Genomic DNA, 15,872 nt, shown 5'->3' on the forward strand with positions numbered 1-15,872 from the left:
ATTAGAACCGCTCCAGATCGCGGCCCTTCACCTGATCCAAGGCCGACGCATCCGGTGCTCCCTCGGGCGTGTAGTAGCCGGCCGCCTTCTTGGCTTCGATTTCGACTTGAGCATCCGGCGGCACCAGTTCGGCCGGAATCGGCACGCGCTCCACCACCTCGATACCGGAGCCGGTGATGGCGTCGTACTTCATGTTCGACATGGACATGAGCCGGTCGATGCGCTGGATGCCGAGCCAGTGCAGCACGTCGGGCATGAGCTGCTGGAAGCGCGCATCCTGCACGCCGGCCACGCATTCGGTGCGTTCGAAATACGTGGAGGCTTGGTCGCCACCTTCCTGCCGCTTGCGCGCATTGTAGACGAGGAACTTGGTGACCTCGCCGAGCGCGCGGCCTTCCTTGCGGTTATAGGCAATGACCCCGACGCCTCCGGTTTGCGCTTCCCTGACGCATTCCTCGATGCCGTGCACGAGATAAGGCCGGCAGGTGCAGATGTCGGAACCGAACACATCGGAGCCGTTGCACTCGTCATGCACGCGACAGGCGATGCGGGTTTTCGGATCGCTCAGGCGCGACACGTCGCCTACGACATAAACTGTGATGTTGCCGATGGGTGGCAGGAACACGCTCATGTCGGGACGGGTGACGAGCTCCGGGAACATGCCGCCGGTTTGCTCGAACAGGGTGCGCCGCAACTCGCCCTCAGAGCAGCCGAAGCGCTCCGCAATGCCGGGCAGGTACCAGACTGGATCGACCGCGATCTTCGTGACGGAGATGTCGCCGGATTCATGCAGGAAGCCACCATCGGCGTGTAAGCGCTTCGCCCCCATGGCCGAGAGGATCTCCGGCATGTTGAGGCGGGCCTTGGTCACCGCGATGCTGGGGCGGATGTCGACGCCGCCGGCAATGTCGCTCTGGAAGATCTGGCCGACCATGTGCCCCCAGGGATCGAGGGACACGATCTTGCCCGGGTCGAACCATTGCGGATGCGGGCCGATCTCCGCGGTCGGATGGGTGTTGTGAAGATCGGGCCGCGACAGGGGGTTCATCGCCCGAGCCGAGATGGCGAGCGCCCGATAGAGCGAATATGAGCCGCCATGGGCGCCGATCACGTTGCGGTCGGCCGGATTGGTGACGCTGCCGATGATCGGCCCGCGCTCCTGCGGATCCTTGGCTCCCCACTTGATCGGATGCTTGATGGTGCCGGTGTTCGGCTCGGGATGGGAGGTGAGCCGGATATGCGTCGAGCGGTTGGGCGAGCTCATGAACAATCTTCCACGCAAGAACGGGAAGACTCCCTCGACCGATCGCCGGAGAGCCTCCATACGATCTATGGGAGACTGATCCAAAGTTGCGGGGCCGTCAATGGCTTAAAGTACCTTTGCCTTTGCTGCTCGCAGGCAGATAATTTTGGGCTAAATAGCTAGAATTAAATGCAGAATTTGGTTTGTGCCTCTCTGCTTTTCTGAAGCGTCTCTCTGTTCTTTGCTATCTGTGAGGGACCATCCGGAGCATGGATGGGCTCACAGAGCTTCAGCATCGTGTCAGTTTCGGTGAGATAATCGATGGATGCTTTCAGAAAAGTGCACTGAGTAAGCTTTGTTTTATTGGCGTTATAGGCTGCAAGCGTCTGCTTGAAGACGGCGTCCTTTGCATTGGTTGCTTCTCTTGCGGCAAGGCAGCGCTTCTCAGCCTGTAGCTCAGCTTTGGATTTCGGACGGCACTCGTACTTGGCGGAGTCCAACTCCTTCAGAGTTGAAGCTGCATCAGCTTTCAGCTTTTCAGCCAAGTTCGGCTCATGTTCATGGCAGGCGTTGGCAGCTTTCTCAGCCTGAGAAACATACCTTCTGGACTTTACCAGAAAATCGCATCTCAGACCCTCGGACCTTCCCCTTTGAAAAAGTGCGAACGCCTGCTTGCGTTCTTCCTCATAGCGCTTGCCGAGGTTGAGCGCTTTAAGACACTCACGTTGTGTCGCTGCTTCAGAGGGGACTGCTCCGCAGAAGGTCGCAGTAATCAAAATAAGGAAAATTGCAGCTTTTCTCATGTGGGGTTAGCCTGGAAGCCATGATCTCCCGATACCGTACCCTGTAATCTTCAGATGATGCAATATCGTAGCGCCGATGTCGGCAAAGCTTTCGCGCCGTCCGATGGCGCCAAGCTTCAACCCGGAACCGAAGCTTAGGATCGGCACGTGCTCGCGGGTGTGGTCGGTTCCGCGCCAGGAGGGGTCGTTGCCATGGTCGGCGGTGATGATGACGAGATCGCCCGGCTGGAGAGCGGCCTCGATCTCCGGGATACGCCGGTCGAAGGCCTCGAGCGCTGCCGCATAGCCGGGGATGTCGCGGCGGTGGCCGAACTCGCTGTCGAAATCCACGAGATTGGCGAACACGAAGCCGCCATCGGGCAGGTCCTTCATCACCTCGATGGCAGCCGACAGGCAGGCGTCGTTGCCGTTCGGCTTGATCTCACGGCCTGTTGAGCGGTGGGCGAAGATGTCGCCGATCTTGCCGACGGTGACGATGGAGCGGCCTGCCTTCGTCAGCGTGTCGAGGACGGTGTCCGCTGGCGGCGGCGTGGCGAAGTCCTTGCGGTTGCCGGTGCGCTTGAAGCCCGTCTCGGGCGAACCCACGAAGGGGCGGGCGATCACGCGGCCGATCTTATACGCGTCGCAGAGCTCGCGTCCGATCCGGCACAATTCGTAGAGCCGCTCCAGCCCGAAGCTCTCCTCGTGGGCGGCGATCTGCAGCACGCTGTCGACGGAGGTATAGACGATCGGCTTGCCCGTGCGCATATGCTCCGCGCCGAATTCATCGATCACGGCGGTGCCGGAGGCATGCTTGTTGCCGAGGATGCCGGGAAGATTGCCCCGCGCGATAAGCGCCGTGGTCAGTTCATCGGGAATGGTCGGGATTGTATCGGGGAAATAGCCCCAGTCGAAGGTCACGGGCACGCCGGCGATTTCCCAGTGGCCCGAAGGCGTATCCTTGCCCTTGGAGGTCTCGACACCGTAGCCCCAGGCGCCTTTCAGCGGCCCCTGCGGGGCAAGGTTCGGCGGCATGCGGCCCGTCGAGGCCTCGCAGGCGAGCCCGAGACCCAGCGCAGCCAGATGCGGCAGATGAAGCTGCCCCTGGCGGAGGCCAGCCTGATCGCCGCGCCCGTCGGCGCAGGCTTCTGCGATATGTCCGAGCGTGTCGGCGCCCACATCGCCATAGGCGTCGGCATCCTCCGCTCCGCCAATACCGACGGAGTCGAGCACAATGAGAAGAGCGCGAGGCATTGATCCCAGTTCCTCAAACCACAAGAATCATGACTGATACGTCATTGCAGCGAAAGATGCGATCTCTCCTAGCGATGGTGGTGCCCCTCATGCTTGTGGCCCTGGTGAGGGTGCTCGTATTGCTCTAAGGGGCAATTCGAATCGTGCTCATGGACGGCGGCAGATTGGTTGATCTCGATCTGCAATGTCGCATGGCCGATACCGAAATGCTCCTTCAGCTCCCGGTGCGCCCCCGCCAGAAAACCATCGCCCGGATGTCCATTCGGCATGACGAGATGAGCCGTGAGAGCAGCCTCGGTGGTGCTCACGGCCCAGACATGCAGATGATGAACGCGCGCGACGCCCGGCATCCGCTCGAGAGCCTTTCTGACGTCGGGCACCGCGATGCCGCGCGGCACGCCGTGAAGAGATAGGGTCAGGGATTGCTTCAGCAGGCTCCAGGTGCCCCAGACGATCACGGCGGCGATGACGAGGCTGAGAACCGGATCAATCCAGCCGGCGCCCGTCCAGAGGATCGCGAGGCCGCCGAGGACGACGCCCAGCGACACGGCCGCATCGGCCACCATGTGCAGGAAGGCTCCCCGGATGTTGAGGTCGTTATGGCCGCCCATGAACAGGAAAGCCGTGAAGCCGTTCACGAGGATCCCGATACCCGCCACGACCATCATCGTGCCGGCGGCGACTGGCGTTGGCTCGATGATGCGCTGCAGGGATTCCCACACGATGCCGCCGACCGCCACTAGCAGAAGCAGTGCGTTGAAAAGCGCCGCGAGAATGGAGCTGGAACGCAAGCCGTAGGTGAAGCGCTCCGTCGGGCCGCGTCTCGCCAGAAGCGCCGCGCCCCAGGCGATAGCAAGGCCAAGCACATCGCTCAGGTTATGACCGGCGTCCGAGAGCAGGGCCATGGAATCGGCCCAGAAGCCGTACCCGGCCTCGATGGCAACGAAGCCGAGATTCAGCACGATGCCGATGGCAAAGGCGCGTCCGTGACCCGCCACGGGAGCATGGGAATGCCCATGATGCGAATGGCTGGCAGAATGGTGATGCGCAGGCATGTTAGAACAGCAGAGTCCTATTCGCGAACCGCGTTCGAGGCCGCCGTTTCAAGATTGAAGGCGGCGGCGAACAAGGCCTTGGTGTAGTCGGTGCGGGGGGCTGCGAAGATACTCTCGGCCGACCCCTCCTCGACGATCTGGCCGTTCTGCATCACAACCACGTGGTTGGCGAGTGCCCGCACGACCTTCAAATCGTGGCTGATGAACATGTAGGCGAGGTCGCGCCGCTTCTGCAGGTCACGCAACAATTCGACGATCTGCGCCTGCACGGACATGTCGAGGGCCGAGGTCGGCTCGTCAAGCATGATGAACTGCGGCTCCAGCGCCATGGCGCGGGCAATGGCGATACGCTGGCGCTGGCCGCCGGAGAACTCGTGCGGGTAGCGGTCCATGGTGGCCGGGTCGAGGCCCACGTCGTCCAGAGCCTTGGCCACGATATTGCGGCGCTCCCCGTATGAGAGTCCTTTGTTCTGGACGAGAAGCCCTTCCTCGACGATCTCGGCAATCGACATGCGCGGCGACAGGGAGCCGTAAGGGTCCTGGAACACCACCTGAAGGTTCTTGCGCATCGGACGGATGTCCTTGGCGCGCATCCCGTCGATGCGGTTGCCGAGGAACACGATGGGCCCTTCTGACTGGACAAGGCGCAGGATGGCCAGACCCAGCGTCGTCTTGCCGGACCCGGACTCGCCCACGACGCCGACTGTCTCGCCCCGCCGCACCCGCACCGACACGCCGTCAACCGCCTTCACATGGCCGACAGTGCGCTGGAAGAAGCCGCGCTTGATCGGAAACCAGACCTTGATCGGCCCAGCCTCGACGATGACCGGCGCATCGTGTGCAACGGGATTGGCGCGGCCCTTGGGTTCTGCAGCCAACAGCCGCTGCGTATAGGGATGCTGCGGATTGCCGAAGACCTCTGCGACCGTGCCCTGCTCGACGATCTTGCCCTTGAGCATTACGCAGACACGGTCGGCGATCTTGCGCACGATGCCGAGGTCGTGCGTAATGAAGAGCATCGACATGTTCAATCTGCTCTTGAGTTCGGCAAGCAGCTTGAGGATCTGCGCCTGCACCGTCACGTCCAGCGCGGTCGTGGGCTCGTCGGCGATGAAGAGATCGGGCTCGTTGGCGAGCGCCATCGCAATCATCACGCGCTGGCGCTGGCCGCCGGACAACTGGTGCGGATAGGCATCAAGCCGCGACTCTGCATCGCGGATGCCGACGAGTTGCAGAAGCTCCAGCGTACGGGTGCGCGCCTCGCGGTCATTGAGGCCGCGATGCAATTTAAGGATTTCGCCGACCTGACGCTCGATGGTGTGGAGCGGGTTGAGCGAGGTCATCGGCTCCTGGAACACCATGGTGATGTCGTTGCCGCGGACTTTTCGCATCGCGTTCTCGTCCGCCGGCATCAGGTCCTTGCCCTTGAAAAGGATGCGGCCGGACGGGTGATGCGCGGACGGATAGGGCAGGAGCTTGAGCGCCGAGAGCGCTGTGACCGACTTGCCGGACCCGGATTCGCCCACCAGCGCTACCGTCTCGCCGGGCATGACGTCGAAGGACACGCGGTCCACCGCCAGCATGTCGCCCCCGCCCTGGCGGAATGCGACGGAGAGATCCTGAACGGAGAGGAGGGGTTCTGTCATCGAAACGTCTTCCGCGGATCGAAGGCATCGCGCACCGCTTCGCCGACGAAGATGAGAAGGCTGAGCATCACGGCGATCACGAAGAACCCGGCGAGACCGAGCCATGGCGCCTGGAGGTTCGCTTTGCCCTGCGCGAGCAACTCGCCGAGCGACGGCGAACCCGGCGGCAGGCCGAAGCCGAGGAAGTCGAGCGAGGTCAGCGTCGTGATCGAGCCGTTGATGATGAAGGGCATGAAGGTCAGCGTTGCCACCATGGCGTTTGGCAGCAGGTGCTTGAACATGATGGTGGCATTGGAGAGGCCTAGGGCGCGGGCCGCGCGCACATATTCGAAGTTGCGGGCACGCAGGAACTCGGCGCGCACCACGCCCACGAGCGACACCCAGGAGAAGAGCAGCAGGATGCCGAGCAGCACGAAGAAGCTCGGCGTGATCACGGCCGAGATGATGATGAGCAGGTAGAGGGAAGGAATGGCCGTCCAGACCTCGATGAAGCGCTGGAACAGCAGGTCCGTCCAGCCGCCGTAATAACCCTGAACGGCGCCGGCCAGGATGCCGACGATGGAGGAGATCCCGGCCAGCGTCAGGCCGAACAGGACTGAGATGCGGAAGCCGTAGATGAGACGCGCAACCACGTCGCGGCCCTGATCGTCCGTGCCGAGCCAGTTCCATTCGATATCGTTGCAGCCGGTGCCGCCGTTGCGCTCTGCAATCGGTCGGCATTGATCGTCGGTGAGCATCCAGGTCGGCGGCGCGGGAGCCGGAACGGGAAGGTCGAGGTTATGCGTGGTGTAGGAAAAGCGGACAGGCGCCCAGAGCAGCCAGCCGTTGTCCTGAATCTCTTTGGCGATCACCGGGTCGCGATAATCCGTGACCGCCAGGAAGCCGCCGAACTTCTCCTCCGGATAATTCACGAAGGCCGGGTAGAGCAGCTCGCCCTTGTAGGAGGCGAGGATCGGCTTGTCGTTGGCAATCAGCTCCGCGAACATGCTCAGGACGAACAGGACAAGGAAGATCCAGAACGACCAGTAGCCGCGCCGGTTCGCCTTGAAGTTTTCCCATCGTCGCCGGTTGAGCGGCGAGAGCTTGATGAAGCCCTGGCGCGGCAGCGGCGGCGCGACAGGCGAGGAGGCCGGAGAGACGACGGGAACGTTCTCGTTCATCTCACGCCTCCCGGGTCTCGAAATCGATCCGCGGATCGATCCAGGTATAGGTGAGGTCGGACACGAGGTTCACGGCCAGGCCTACGAGCGAGAAGATGTAGAGGTTGGCGAAGACCACCGGATAGTCACGGTTCACGATCGACTCGAAGGAGAGGAGTCCGAGGCCATCGAGAGAAAAGATGGTCTCGATGAGGAGCGCGCCGGCGAAGAACGCCCCGATGAAGGCACCAGGAAATCCTGCGATCACGATGAGCATCGCATTGCGGAAGACATGGCCGTAGAGCACCTGCCGCTCGGACAGGCCCTTCATGCGCGCGGTGAGCACATATTGCTTGCGGATCTCGTCGAGGAAGGAGTTTTTGGTCAACAGGGTCGAGGTCGCGAACGCCCCCAGCGCCATGGCCGTGATGGGCAGAACGAGGTGCCAGAAATAATCCGCGATCTGCCAGTACCACGGCATGAAGGCCCAGTTTTCGGATGTCAGGCCGCGCAGCGGAAAAACCTGCCAGAACGAGCCGCCGGCAAACAGCACGATCAGCAGGATCGCGAAGAGGAAGCCCGGGATCGCATAGCCGATGATGACCACGGCCGAGGTCCAGATGTCGAAGGTGGAGCCGTCCCGCACCGCCTTCTTGATGCCGAGCGGAATCGATATGGCGTAGGACAGCAGCGTCATCCAGAGGCCGAGGCTGATCGAGACCGGCAGCTTCTCCTTGATGAGCTCCAGCACGGAGATGTCGCGGAAATAGCTCTTGCCGAAATCGAAGCGCGCGTAATCCCAGATCATCTTCAGGAAGCGCTCATGGGCGGGCTTGTCGAAGCCGAATTGCGTTTCGAGCTGCTTGATGAACTGCGGATCGAGCCCTTGTGCGCCGCGATAGCGGGACGAGGAGGCATCGCCTGCACCGCCTCCGCCGGGAGACTGGCCTCCGCCCGCCAGATCGCCCCCGCCGCCGGAGATGCGCGAGGTTGCGCCGGAATCCTGTCCTTGAAGCTGCGCGATGATGCGCTCAACGGGGCCGCCGGGGGCGAACTGCACGAGCACGAAGGAGATGAGCATGATGCCCAGGATGGTGGGGATCATGAGAAGAACACGACGCGCAATATAGGCCAGCATCAAGCGCCTGCTGCTTGCCGGCCGATGCGGCCGAGATGGGTGTCGTTGAAGCCAGACGAATATTTCAAGCCATATCCCAACATACAGTCGAACCCGATATGCGCCGCCCAGATGGCGGCGATCCCGAGCAGCATAGAGTGATCGAGGAAAAGACCAAGCCCTCAAGGCGCAGAAGCAGGCGGGGCATGTCCGCCCCATTGTGCGTCGTCACAACTGTATCCAAACCTTAACCTCGCCCGATCCGCTTCGCTTTCTCGGCATCGTACCACCAGGTTCCCGGGGCTCCCGAGGCAAAGCGCGGCTTCGTTTCGGGGCGTGAGAACTGGTCCCAATAGGCAAGCCAGTCGCTGGCCTTGAACCACATAGGAATCCAATAATGGCCCGAACGGAGAACCCGGTCCAGGGCACGGCAGGCGACATTGAGGTCCTGGCGCGACTTGGCCCAGCCGATGGTCTCGATCAGCGCGTCGACAGCCGGATGCTCGATCCCGGCCAGGTTCTGCCCTCCCTGCGTGCGTGCGGCCTGGGAGCCGTAGACGGTTCGCAAACTGTCGCCGGGCGTTGAGGAGCCGACGAGGGCCCGGCTCGTGATGTCGAAATCGTACTCGTTCAGCCGCTGCTGATATTGCGCCGCATCTACGATGCGAGAACGGGCATCGATGCCGAGACGCTTCAGGTTGCTCTGGAACGGCTGGGTATGCGGCTGAAGCGAGGGCTGGAAGTCCAGAAACTCGATCACGAAGGGCTGACCGTTCGGCAGCTTGAGAACGCCGCCGTCGCGCTTGCATCCGGCCTGTCGCAGCAGCTCGTCCGCTCGGCGGAGCAGCTGCCGGTCCTGCCCCGAGCCGTCGGAGACCGGCGGCATGACCGGTTCACCGAACACGGAAGCTGGCAGCTTGTCGCGGAACGGCTCCAGCAGCGCCAGTTCCCCGCTCGATGGACGGCCGACGGCCTTCATGTCCGAATTTTCAAAGAACGATGTTGTTCGGCGATAGGAGCCGAACATGATGTTCGTGTTGGTCCATTCGAAATCGAAGGCCAGCCCGAGCGCCTCGCGAATGCGCGGATCCTTGAACATCTCGCGGCGGGTGTTGAAGTACCAGCCCTGAATCGGGGCCGGCAGGGTATTCGGGATTTCCTCCTTCTTGACGCGGCCCTCGCGGACGGCGGGAAAGTCGTAGCCCGTCGCCCAGGTTCGCGACGTAGACTCCTCATGGAAGTTGAGCGTGCCGTTCTTGAACGCCTCGAACGCGACGGTGCGATCGCGGAAATACTCATAGCGGATGCGGTCGAAATTGTTCTGACCCACATTCACGGGCAAGTCCTTGGCCCAGTAATCCGGCACGCGATCGAATTCAATGAAGCGCCCGACCTCGAAGCGGCCCACCTTGTACGGACCTGAACCGAGCGGGGCCTCCAATGTCGCCGCCTCGAAATCCTTGCCCTGCCAGTAGCGCTCGGAGAGGATCGGCAGGCCGGCAACGACCAGATGCAGGTCACGGCTGCGCTGCGGCGTGAACTGCACGCGCAGCACATCGTCGGATTCCGCTTCCGCCGAGGCCATCTGTGTCAGGAGCTGGGTGAAAATCGGATGGCCTTTTGCCTTCAGGATGTTCAACGAGAAAGCCGCATCCTTCGCGGTCAGCCGCGAGCCGTCGTGGAAGCGCGCTTCCGGTCGCAGCGTGAAGCGATAGGTGAGCTTGTCGTCGGAGATGCGCACGCTTTTCGCCACAAGTCCGTAGAGCGCATCAGGCTCGTCGCCGGAGCCTGCCATCAGGGTGTCGAAGGTGCCGGCCATGCCGGCGGCGCCATCGCCTTTCAGCACGAAGACGTTGAGCGTGTTGAAGGTGTCGAAGTTCTGGTTGCCCAGCGTCTGCTTGATCTGGATCGCCAGCGTGCCGCCTTTCGGAGCCGCCGGGTTCACGTATTCGAAATGCTTGAAGTCGGGCGGGTATTTCAGCTCGCCGAAGCTGGAGAGGCCGTGGGTTTCAGAACCATTGCCTTCCTGCGTCCAACCCGCACGAGGGAGGATCGAGAGAGCAGCGCTCGCGACACCTGTCTGAAGAACTCTGCGGCGGCTGAACTCTCTCATCGCGGCGCTCCCGTCTTGGCGGCCTTAGCCTGATCGTACCACCAGATGGTCGGGAAGGCGGCACCGCCGTATCGCGGCATGGTCTCGGGGTGGCTGTAGCGGTCCCAACGGGCGGTGCGCTGCTTGAGCGACGTCCATTGCGGAACCACGTAATCGTGCGCCAGCAGCACGCGGTCGAGCGCCTTCGTGGCGGCAACCAGCTCGTCACGATCCTTGGCGAAGATCACGCGATCGATGAGCGCATCGACTGCCGGGTCCGCAATGCCGGCGAGGTTCTGCGAGCCTTCGCGTTTCGCCGACTGTGAACCCCAGAATTCGCGCTGCTCATTGCCCGGCGAGGACGATTGCGGCCACAAGCCGGTGGTGATGTCGAAATCAAACGCGCGGGTGCGGTTGGTTTCCTGAACATCGTCCACGGTGCGCACGCTGGCGGCGATGCCGAGACGTTTGAGAACATCCGCGTAGGGCAGGAAGATGCGCTCGTCGTTGGGGCTGCTGCCGAGAAGCTCGACGCTGAAGACTTCGCCCTTGGCGTTGACGCGGCGGCCGCCCTTCACCTCCCAGCCCGCTTCCTTCAGCAGGCGGTCGGCTTCGCGCAGGTTGTTGCGAATGGCTTCGGGGGAATCGTTGACCGGGTTCTTGTAAGGGGTCGTGAAGACGGCAGGCGGAACCTTGTCGCGCACGGTCTCCAGGATCTCCAGCTCCTTGCCCTCGGGCAGCCCCGATGACGCAAGATCCAATCCATAGAAGTAGCTCGAGGGTCGTTCATAGAGCCCGTAAAAGATCGTCTTGTTCAGCTCCTCGAACGGGAAAGCAAGGTTGAAGGCCCGGCGCACGCGCTGGTCCTTGAACTGGTCGCGCCTGAGATTGAGCACGAAAGCCTGCATCCTGCCGCTCGCGCGGATTGGGAATTCCTCACGGATCACACGCCCTTCCTGGCGCGCCGGAAAGTCATAACCAACAGCCCAGTTGCGGGCGCTGTTCTCGGAGCGAAAGTCGATGCGATCACCCTTGAAGGCTTCGAGCAGCACGGTTGCGTCGCGATAATACTCGAAACGAATCTCGTCGAAGTTGTTCTGGCCGATATTCACATTGAGATTGACGCCCCAATGATCCTTCACGCGTTCGTAGGATGCGGTGCGGCCCGCCTCGAAGCTCTTGAGGCGATAGGGGCCGGAGCCCAGCGGCGGCTCCAGGGTCGTCTGCGTCACGTCGCGTTTGCGCCCGTCCGGCGCGGTGCCTTCCCACCAGTGCTTAGGCAGGACGATGAGCTGCCCCATGATCTGCGGCAGCTCGCGGTTGCCCTTCTCGTCGAAGGTGAACTTCACCTCCCGGTCGCCCAGCTTCTCGGCCTTCGTCACGTTGGCATAGTAGAAGGCGTAAGTGGGGCTGTTGGCCTTGAGGGCCTCGAAGGAGAAGATCACGTCGTCTGGCGTGACCGGCTTCCCGTCATGCCAGCGCGCTTCCGGGCGCAGGCGGAAGGTGACGGAGGAATAATCCTCGGGATAGGAGAACGCCTCGGCCAGGAGCCCGTAGGACGAGTTCGGCTGGTCGAGGGCGGAGGTGGTCAGGGCTTCGTAGACGAGGCCCACGCCCTGTTCAGGTGATCCCTTCACGCCGGCCACCACGATGTTGAAGCTGTCGAAGGTACCCTGGGCGCCCAATCGGACCAGTCCGCCCTTCGGGGCATTCGGGTTCACGTAATCGAAATGCTTGAAGCCTGCGGGGTATTTCGGCTCATCCAGCAGGACCGAACCGTGCCGCCATGGCGCTTCCTGGGCTGCGAGGGGTGTGAGGGCAAGGCAGGCGGCCAGGAGGCTCGGCAGAAGGGTACGGATCACACGGCGTCTCCAAGGATATGAGGCGTCTGTCGTTCGCTAGATTTTTGGGCGCGTTGGGTCGAGCGCAAGGGACAACGCCTGAAAGGGGAGGCGGCTCAAAAGAAAAAGCCGGGCGTTTCGGCCCGGCTCTCCTGAATGTGAGCGTGATGCGCTTTACTGCGCCGCGGGAGCGGCGGTCGCTCCTCCAGCGGCAGGAGCCCCTCCTGCAGCGGGTGCCGCCGCAGGGGTGGCAGCCGGAGCCGCCGCGGCCGATGCCTCGGGGAACGGAGGTGCGCTGGGGGAGATCGACTTCAGATAGGCGATGACGTCGGCCCGCTCCTTGGCCTGGGCGATGCCCGCGAAGGCCATGATGGTGCCGGGAACGGCCTGCTTGGGGTTCTGGATGAAGGCGTTCAGGGCCTCGTAATTCCACTCGCCGCCCTTGCCCTTGAGGGCGCCCGAATAGTTGAAGCCCGCGTGGGACGCGAGAGGACGTCCGGCGACGCCATGGAGATTCGGCCCGACCTTGTTGGGGCCGCCCTCCTCGAAGGTGTGGCAGGAGGCGCACTTCTTGGCCGCAGCCTGACCCTTGGCGACGTCGGCGCTGGCGAGAAGAACGGGAAGCGGCTCGGCCGGAGCGGCGGCAGCCCCTGCACCGGCAGCAGCGCCTTCTTCCGGCGCCGGGAGGTCATAACCTGGGACGGCGGGCTTATGGGGAGAAAACAGGCCGCCGGCGATGACATTGACGCCGACCACGAAGAGAAGCGAGGCGAAAACGGCGCCTGCGATCTTATTGGTCTCGATATTCATGAATGAGGCTCTCCTCGCCTTCGTAAAAGCGGCGAAACCAGCGCAGCAGAAAGGATCCGCGGGCGGGTGCCCGCGTCGGGGCGTTGCTTAGCCGTTGTCATGGGGGTTTGACAATGGGGTTTCCGGAGGTTTTCGCCGTTCTCGTGGTCGCAGTTCGGGGTTGCAACGCATTCGGGCGCCTCAAGGTCCCGTATAGAGTGCCGCACGCACCCATGACAAACAGGACCCGCCTTGCTAAGGACCCTCAAGTCCCTGCCTTGAAGATCGCGCCATGTCCGACCCCCTCGTCCTCATTCCTGCCCGCCTCGCGGCGATGCGCCTGCCGAACAAGCCGCTGGCCGACATCGCCGGCGAACCCATGATCGTCCATGTATGGCGCCGGGCGATGGAGGCCGGGATCGGGCCCGTGGCAGTCGCCACCGATGCGCCGGAGATCGCCGAAGCCGTTGTAAAGGCAGGCGGTCAGGCCGTGATGACGCGCGCCGACCATGCCTCCGGGTCGGACCGCATCTTCGAGGCTGTGGAAAAGCTCGACCCGGAGGGGCGGCACGACGTGATCGTGAACGTGCAGGGCGATCTGCCGACGGTCGATCCCCGGGCCATCGCCGCTTCGATCACACCGCTCTCGGATCCGCAGGTCGATCTGGCGACGCTCGTCGCCGTCATCGGGCGCGAGGAGGAGAAGACCAATCCCAACGTGGTGAAGATGGTGGGAAGCCATATTTCTCCAGGCCGTTTCCGCGCGCTCTACTTCACCCGGGCGACCGCGCCTTACGGGGACGGCCCGCTCTATCATCACATCGGCCTCTACGCCTATCGGCGCAGAGCGCTGCAGAGGTTTGTGGGCCTGCAGCCGTCGCCCCTGGAGCTGCGTGAGAAGCTGGAGCAGTTGCGCGCCTTGGAAGCCGGCATGCGCATCGATGCCGTCGTGGTCGATGATGTGCCCCTGGGCGTTGATACTCCCCACGATCTGGAAAGAGCGCGCGACATGATCGCAGCTCGGAGGACAGCATGAGCAAGCTTATTTCGTTCCAAGGTGAACTGGGCGCCAACTCCCATACCGCCTGCTCCGAGGCACGTCCCGATTGGGAGGCGCTGCCGTGCCCGACCTTTGAGGACGCTTTCGCGGCTGTGAACGAAGGCCCGGCGACCCTTGCCATGATTCCGATCGAGAACTCGATCGCCGGTCGCGTGGCCGACATCCACCATCTGCTGCCGACCTCGGGTCTGCACATCGTCGGCGAGCATTTCCTGCCGATCCACTTTCACCTGATGGCCATCCCTGGAGCCCATCTCGGCACCATCAAGGATGTCTACAGCCACGTCCATGCCCTGGGCCAGTGCCGCAAGATCATCCGCAAGCTTGGCTTGAAAGCCCATGTGGCCGGCGATACCGCAGGCTCCGCCCGTGAGGTGGCGGAATGGAAGGACCCGACCCGGGCGTCGCTGTCGCCCCGCATGGCGGCCGACATCTACGGCCTGAAGATCCTGGCGGAGAATGTGGAGGACGAGGCGCACAACACCACCCGCTTCGTCATCCTGTCCAAGACGCCGCAATGGGCTCCCGAGGATCAGGGACCGACGGTGACGTCCTTCGTGTTTCGCGTCCGCAACCTGCCGGCTGCGCTCTACAAGGCGCTCGGCGGATTCGCGACGAACGGCATCAACATGACGAAGCTCGAGAGCTACATGCTCGAGGGCGAGTTCCTGGCAACCCAGTTCTATGCCGAGGTCGACGGTCACCCGGAGGACGCAAACCTCAAGCGGGCCCTCGAAGAGTTGGAATTCTTCTCCCGCGAACTGCGCATCCTCGGCGTCTACCCGGCTGATCCATTCCGGGAAAAGATTGGGGCCGCGGCGGAGTGACGATCAGCATCCGCGACGGCCGCGAGACAGACGTTGAGGGCATCGCCAAGGCTCACGTTCAGGGCTGGCGCGAATCCTACAAAGATTTCCTCGCACCGGAGGCCCTCGCGGGCCTGTCGGTCGAGGAGCGGATGCAGATGTGGCGAGGGGCTCTGGCTGAGCCCGAGCCTCGGGCCAAGCTTCTCGTGGCTGAGGACGATGGCGGCGAGATCGTCGGTTTCATTCGAGGCGGGCCGATCCGGGGCGAAGGTGCCGAGTTGCTCGGGACCGAGGCCGAAATTTTCGCCCTCTACCTGCTCGACAAGGTCAAGCGGCAGGGCATCGGCCGCAGGCTGATGCGCGGCGTCTTCGATCATCTCGCCGCCCACGGCATTCGCTCGGTCGGCCTGTGGGTCCTGAGGGACAACTTGGCTTCACGCTGTTTCTACGTGGCGCTCGGCGGACAACCCGGGCCAGAGCAGTCCTTCGATCTGCGCGGCCAGATGGTTGCCGAGGTCGCGTATCGGTTTGAGTTAGCACCCCAACTTTGAGCGCCCCTCGACACTTGTCATCCCCGGCGGCAGCAGGCCGGGAATGACAGTAATCGAGCAGAAGCGATGTTCCTATTTTGTTCTTGACAATCGTCCTAAGCTGGGCTATAGCTGGGGACATCCTGGCCCGACGAGGGGCGCGCTCGCGAGGCGTCGCAAGAGTGGGGCGAGGAGCGGTCCCGCCGCAGGCCTCGCACGCCTGTGATCGCGGGTGGCCGATCCTGGCTTGATCCAGGTCCGCTGAAACAAACCGCGCGTGACGAGCAGCTTGGCTCTCACATTTCCCACACCCATCGAGCCGGGCTGCCCGCCACGCCTCCCTCGATCCACCTTCAGGCTCGCAGCCCAACGGCTGCGGGCCCCAAGGTGCTGGCTTTTTGACACGCCGCCCACCCGCGTCATCCCGGACAGCAGAGCCGATCCGGGATCCAGAACCGCTGCCGCCTCAAGACGGGGCGGGGAGCGTCGCACCTATGTCTGCGCCGTCAGCGTTTATG

General features: G+C 63.0%; 13 protein-coding genes and 1 pseudogene. 3 read left to right on the forward strand and 11 right to left on the reverse strand.

All coding sequences use genetic code 11. The annotated features are described in order from the left end of the window. Position 1: 1 nt before the first annotated feature. The 11 genes and pseudogenes from I2H36_RS13605 to I2H36_RS13655 form a co-directional block, all read right to left on the reverse strand. On the reverse strand, positions 2-1,264 hold the full coding sequence (locus I2H36_RS13605) for a GTP cyclohydrolase II (RefSeq protein WP_196264443.1): 1,263 nt from the start codon (positions 1,262-1,264) through the stop codon (positions 2-4). A gap of 164 nt (positions 1,265-1,428) precedes the next feature. Beyond that, positions 1,429-2,046, reverse strand: a complete 618-nt coding sequence (locus I2H36_RS13610; RefSeq protein ID WP_196264444.1) for a hypothetical protein — start codon at positions 2,044-2,046, stop codon at positions 1,429-1,431. Positions 2,047-2,052: 6 nt separating this feature from the next. Continuing rightward, a complete protein-coding gene (locus tag I2H36_RS13615; RefSeq protein WP_196264445.1) occupies positions 2,053-3,279 on the reverse strand; it encodes a phosphopentomutase in 1,227 nt (408 codons plus the stop codon). Between the two features lie 68 nt (positions 3,280-3,347). Next, positions 3,348-4,334: a cation diffusion facilitator family transporter gene (locus I2H36_RS13620; RefSeq protein WP_196264446.1), complete on the reverse strand. Its 987-nt coding sequence runs from the start codon at positions 4,332-4,334 to the stop codon at positions 3,348-3,350. Positions 4,335-4,351: 17 nt separating this feature from the next. Continuing rightward, positions 4,352-5,980: an ABC transporter ATP-binding protein gene (locus tag I2H36_RS13625; RefSeq protein ID WP_196264447.1), complete on the reverse strand. Its 1,629-nt coding sequence runs from the start codon at positions 5,978-5,980 to the stop codon at positions 4,352-4,354. Then, positions 5,977-7,140, reverse strand: a complete 1,164-nt coding sequence (locus I2H36_RS13630) for an ABC transporter permease (protein WP_196264448.1) — start codon at positions 7,138-7,140, stop codon at positions 5,977-5,979. The genes I2H36_RS13625 and I2H36_RS13630 overlap by 4 nt, the downstream gene beginning before the upstream one ends. A 1-nt stretch (position 7,141) precedes the next feature. Continuing rightward, positions 7,142-8,257, reverse strand: coding sequence for a microcin C ABC transporter permease YejB (locus I2H36_RS13635; protein ID WP_196264449.1), 1,116 nt, complete (start codon positions 8,255-8,257; stop codon positions 7,142-7,144). Next, positions 8,257-8,403: pseudogene (locus I2H36_RS13640) on the reverse strand (DUF4260 family protein); the annotation flags it as partial. The pseudogene I2H36_RS13640 and the gene I2H36_RS13635, both read right to left, overlap by 1 nt. A gap of 80 nt (positions 8,404-8,483) precedes the next feature. Further along, a complete protein-coding gene (locus I2H36_RS13645) occupies positions 8,484-10,349 on the reverse strand; it encodes an extracellular solute-binding protein (protein ID WP_196264450.1) in 1,866 nt (621 codons plus the stop codon). After that, positions 10,346-12,187, reverse strand: coding sequence for an extracellular solute-binding protein (locus tag I2H36_RS13650; RefSeq protein WP_425523309.1), 1,842 nt, complete (start codon positions 12,185-12,187; stop codon positions 10,346-10,348). The genes I2H36_RS13645 and I2H36_RS13650 overlap by 4 nt, the downstream gene beginning before the upstream one ends. A 156-nt stretch (positions 12,188-12,343) precedes the next feature. Then, on the reverse strand, positions 12,344-12,979 hold the full coding sequence (locus tag I2H36_RS13655) for a c-type cytochrome (RefSeq protein ID WP_196264452.1): 636 nt from the start codon (positions 12,977-12,979) through the stop codon (positions 12,344-12,346). Between the two features lie 271 nt (positions 12,980-13,250). On the opposite strand from I2H36_RS13655, the gene I2H36_RS13660 reads away from it, so the two are divergent. The 3 genes from I2H36_RS13660 to I2H36_RS13670 are packed head-to-tail and all read left to right on the forward strand — an operon-like array spanning position 13,251 to position 15,375. Beyond that, the gene (locus tag I2H36_RS13660; RefSeq protein WP_196264453.1) at positions 13,251-13,994 is read left to right on the forward strand and encodes a 3-deoxy-manno-octulosonate cytidylyltransferase; all 744 of its coding nucleotides are present in this window, start codon (positions 13,251-13,253) and stop codon (positions 13,992-13,994) included. Continuing rightward, positions 13,991-14,845 (forward strand): prephenate dehydratase, encoded by an 855-nt coding sequence (locus tag I2H36_RS13665; RefSeq protein WP_196264454.1) that lies wholly within the window; start codon positions 13,991-13,993, stop codon positions 14,843-14,845. Before I2H36_RS13660 ends, I2H36_RS13665 begins: the two co-directional genes overlap by 4 nt. Further along, positions 14,842-15,375 (forward strand): GNAT family N-acetyltransferase, encoded by a 534-nt coding sequence (locus I2H36_RS13670; protein ID WP_196264455.1) that lies wholly within the window; start codon positions 14,842-14,844, stop codon positions 15,373-15,375. The genes I2H36_RS13665 and I2H36_RS13670 overlap by 4 nt, the downstream gene beginning before the upstream one ends. Positions 15,376-15,872: the final 497 nt, after the last annotated feature.

The organism is Microvirga terrestris, from assembly GCF_015694425.1.
Taxonomy (GTDB): domain Bacteria; phylum Pseudomonadota; class Alphaproteobacteria; order Rhizobiales; family Beijerinckiaceae; genus Microvirga; species Microvirga terrestris.

Coding starts and splice junctions, on each gene's coding strand:
- I2H36_RS13615 (WP_196264445.1), bottom strand. CDS start 3,279: ATGCCTCGCGCTCTTCTCATTGTGCTCGACTCCGTCGGTATTGGCGGA.
- I2H36_RS13630 (WP_196264448.1), bottom strand. CDS start 7,140: ATGAACGAGAACGTTCCCGTCGTCTCTCCGGCCTCCTCGCCTGTCGCG.
- I2H36_RS13635 (WP_196264449.1), bottom strand. CDS start 8,257: ATGCTGGCCTATATTGCGCGTCGTGTTCTTCTCATGATCCCCACCATC.
- I2H36_RS13625 (WP_196264447.1), bottom strand. CDS start 5,980: ATGACAGAACCCCTCCTCTCCGTTCAGGATCTCTCCGTCGCATTCCGC.
- I2H36_RS13645 (WP_196264450.1), bottom strand. CDS start 10,349: ATGAGAGAGTTCAGCCGCCGCAGAGTTCTTCAGACAGGTGTCGCGAGC.
- I2H36_RS13665 (WP_196264454.1), top strand. CDS start 13,991: ATGAGCAAGCTTATTTCGTTCCAAGGTGAACTGGGCGCCAACTCCCAT.
- I2H36_RS13660 (WP_196264453.1), top strand. CDS start 13,251: ATGTCCGACCCCCTCGTCCTCATTCCTGCCCGCCTCGCGGCGATGCGC.
- I2H36_RS13610 (WP_196264444.1), bottom strand. CDS start 2,046: ATGAGAAAAGCTGCAATTTTCCTTATTTTGATTACTGCGACCTTCTGC.
- I2H36_RS13655 (WP_196264452.1), bottom strand. CDS start 12,979: ATGAATATCGAGACCAATAAGATCGCAGGCGCCGTTTTCGCCTCGCTT.
- I2H36_RS13605 (WP_196264443.1), bottom strand. CDS start 1,264: ATGAGCTCGCCCAACCGCTCGACGCATATCCGGCTCACCTCCCATCCC.
- I2H36_RS13620 (WP_196264446.1), bottom strand. CDS start 4,334: ATGCCTGCGCATCACCATTCTGCCAGCCATTCGCATCATGGGCATTCC.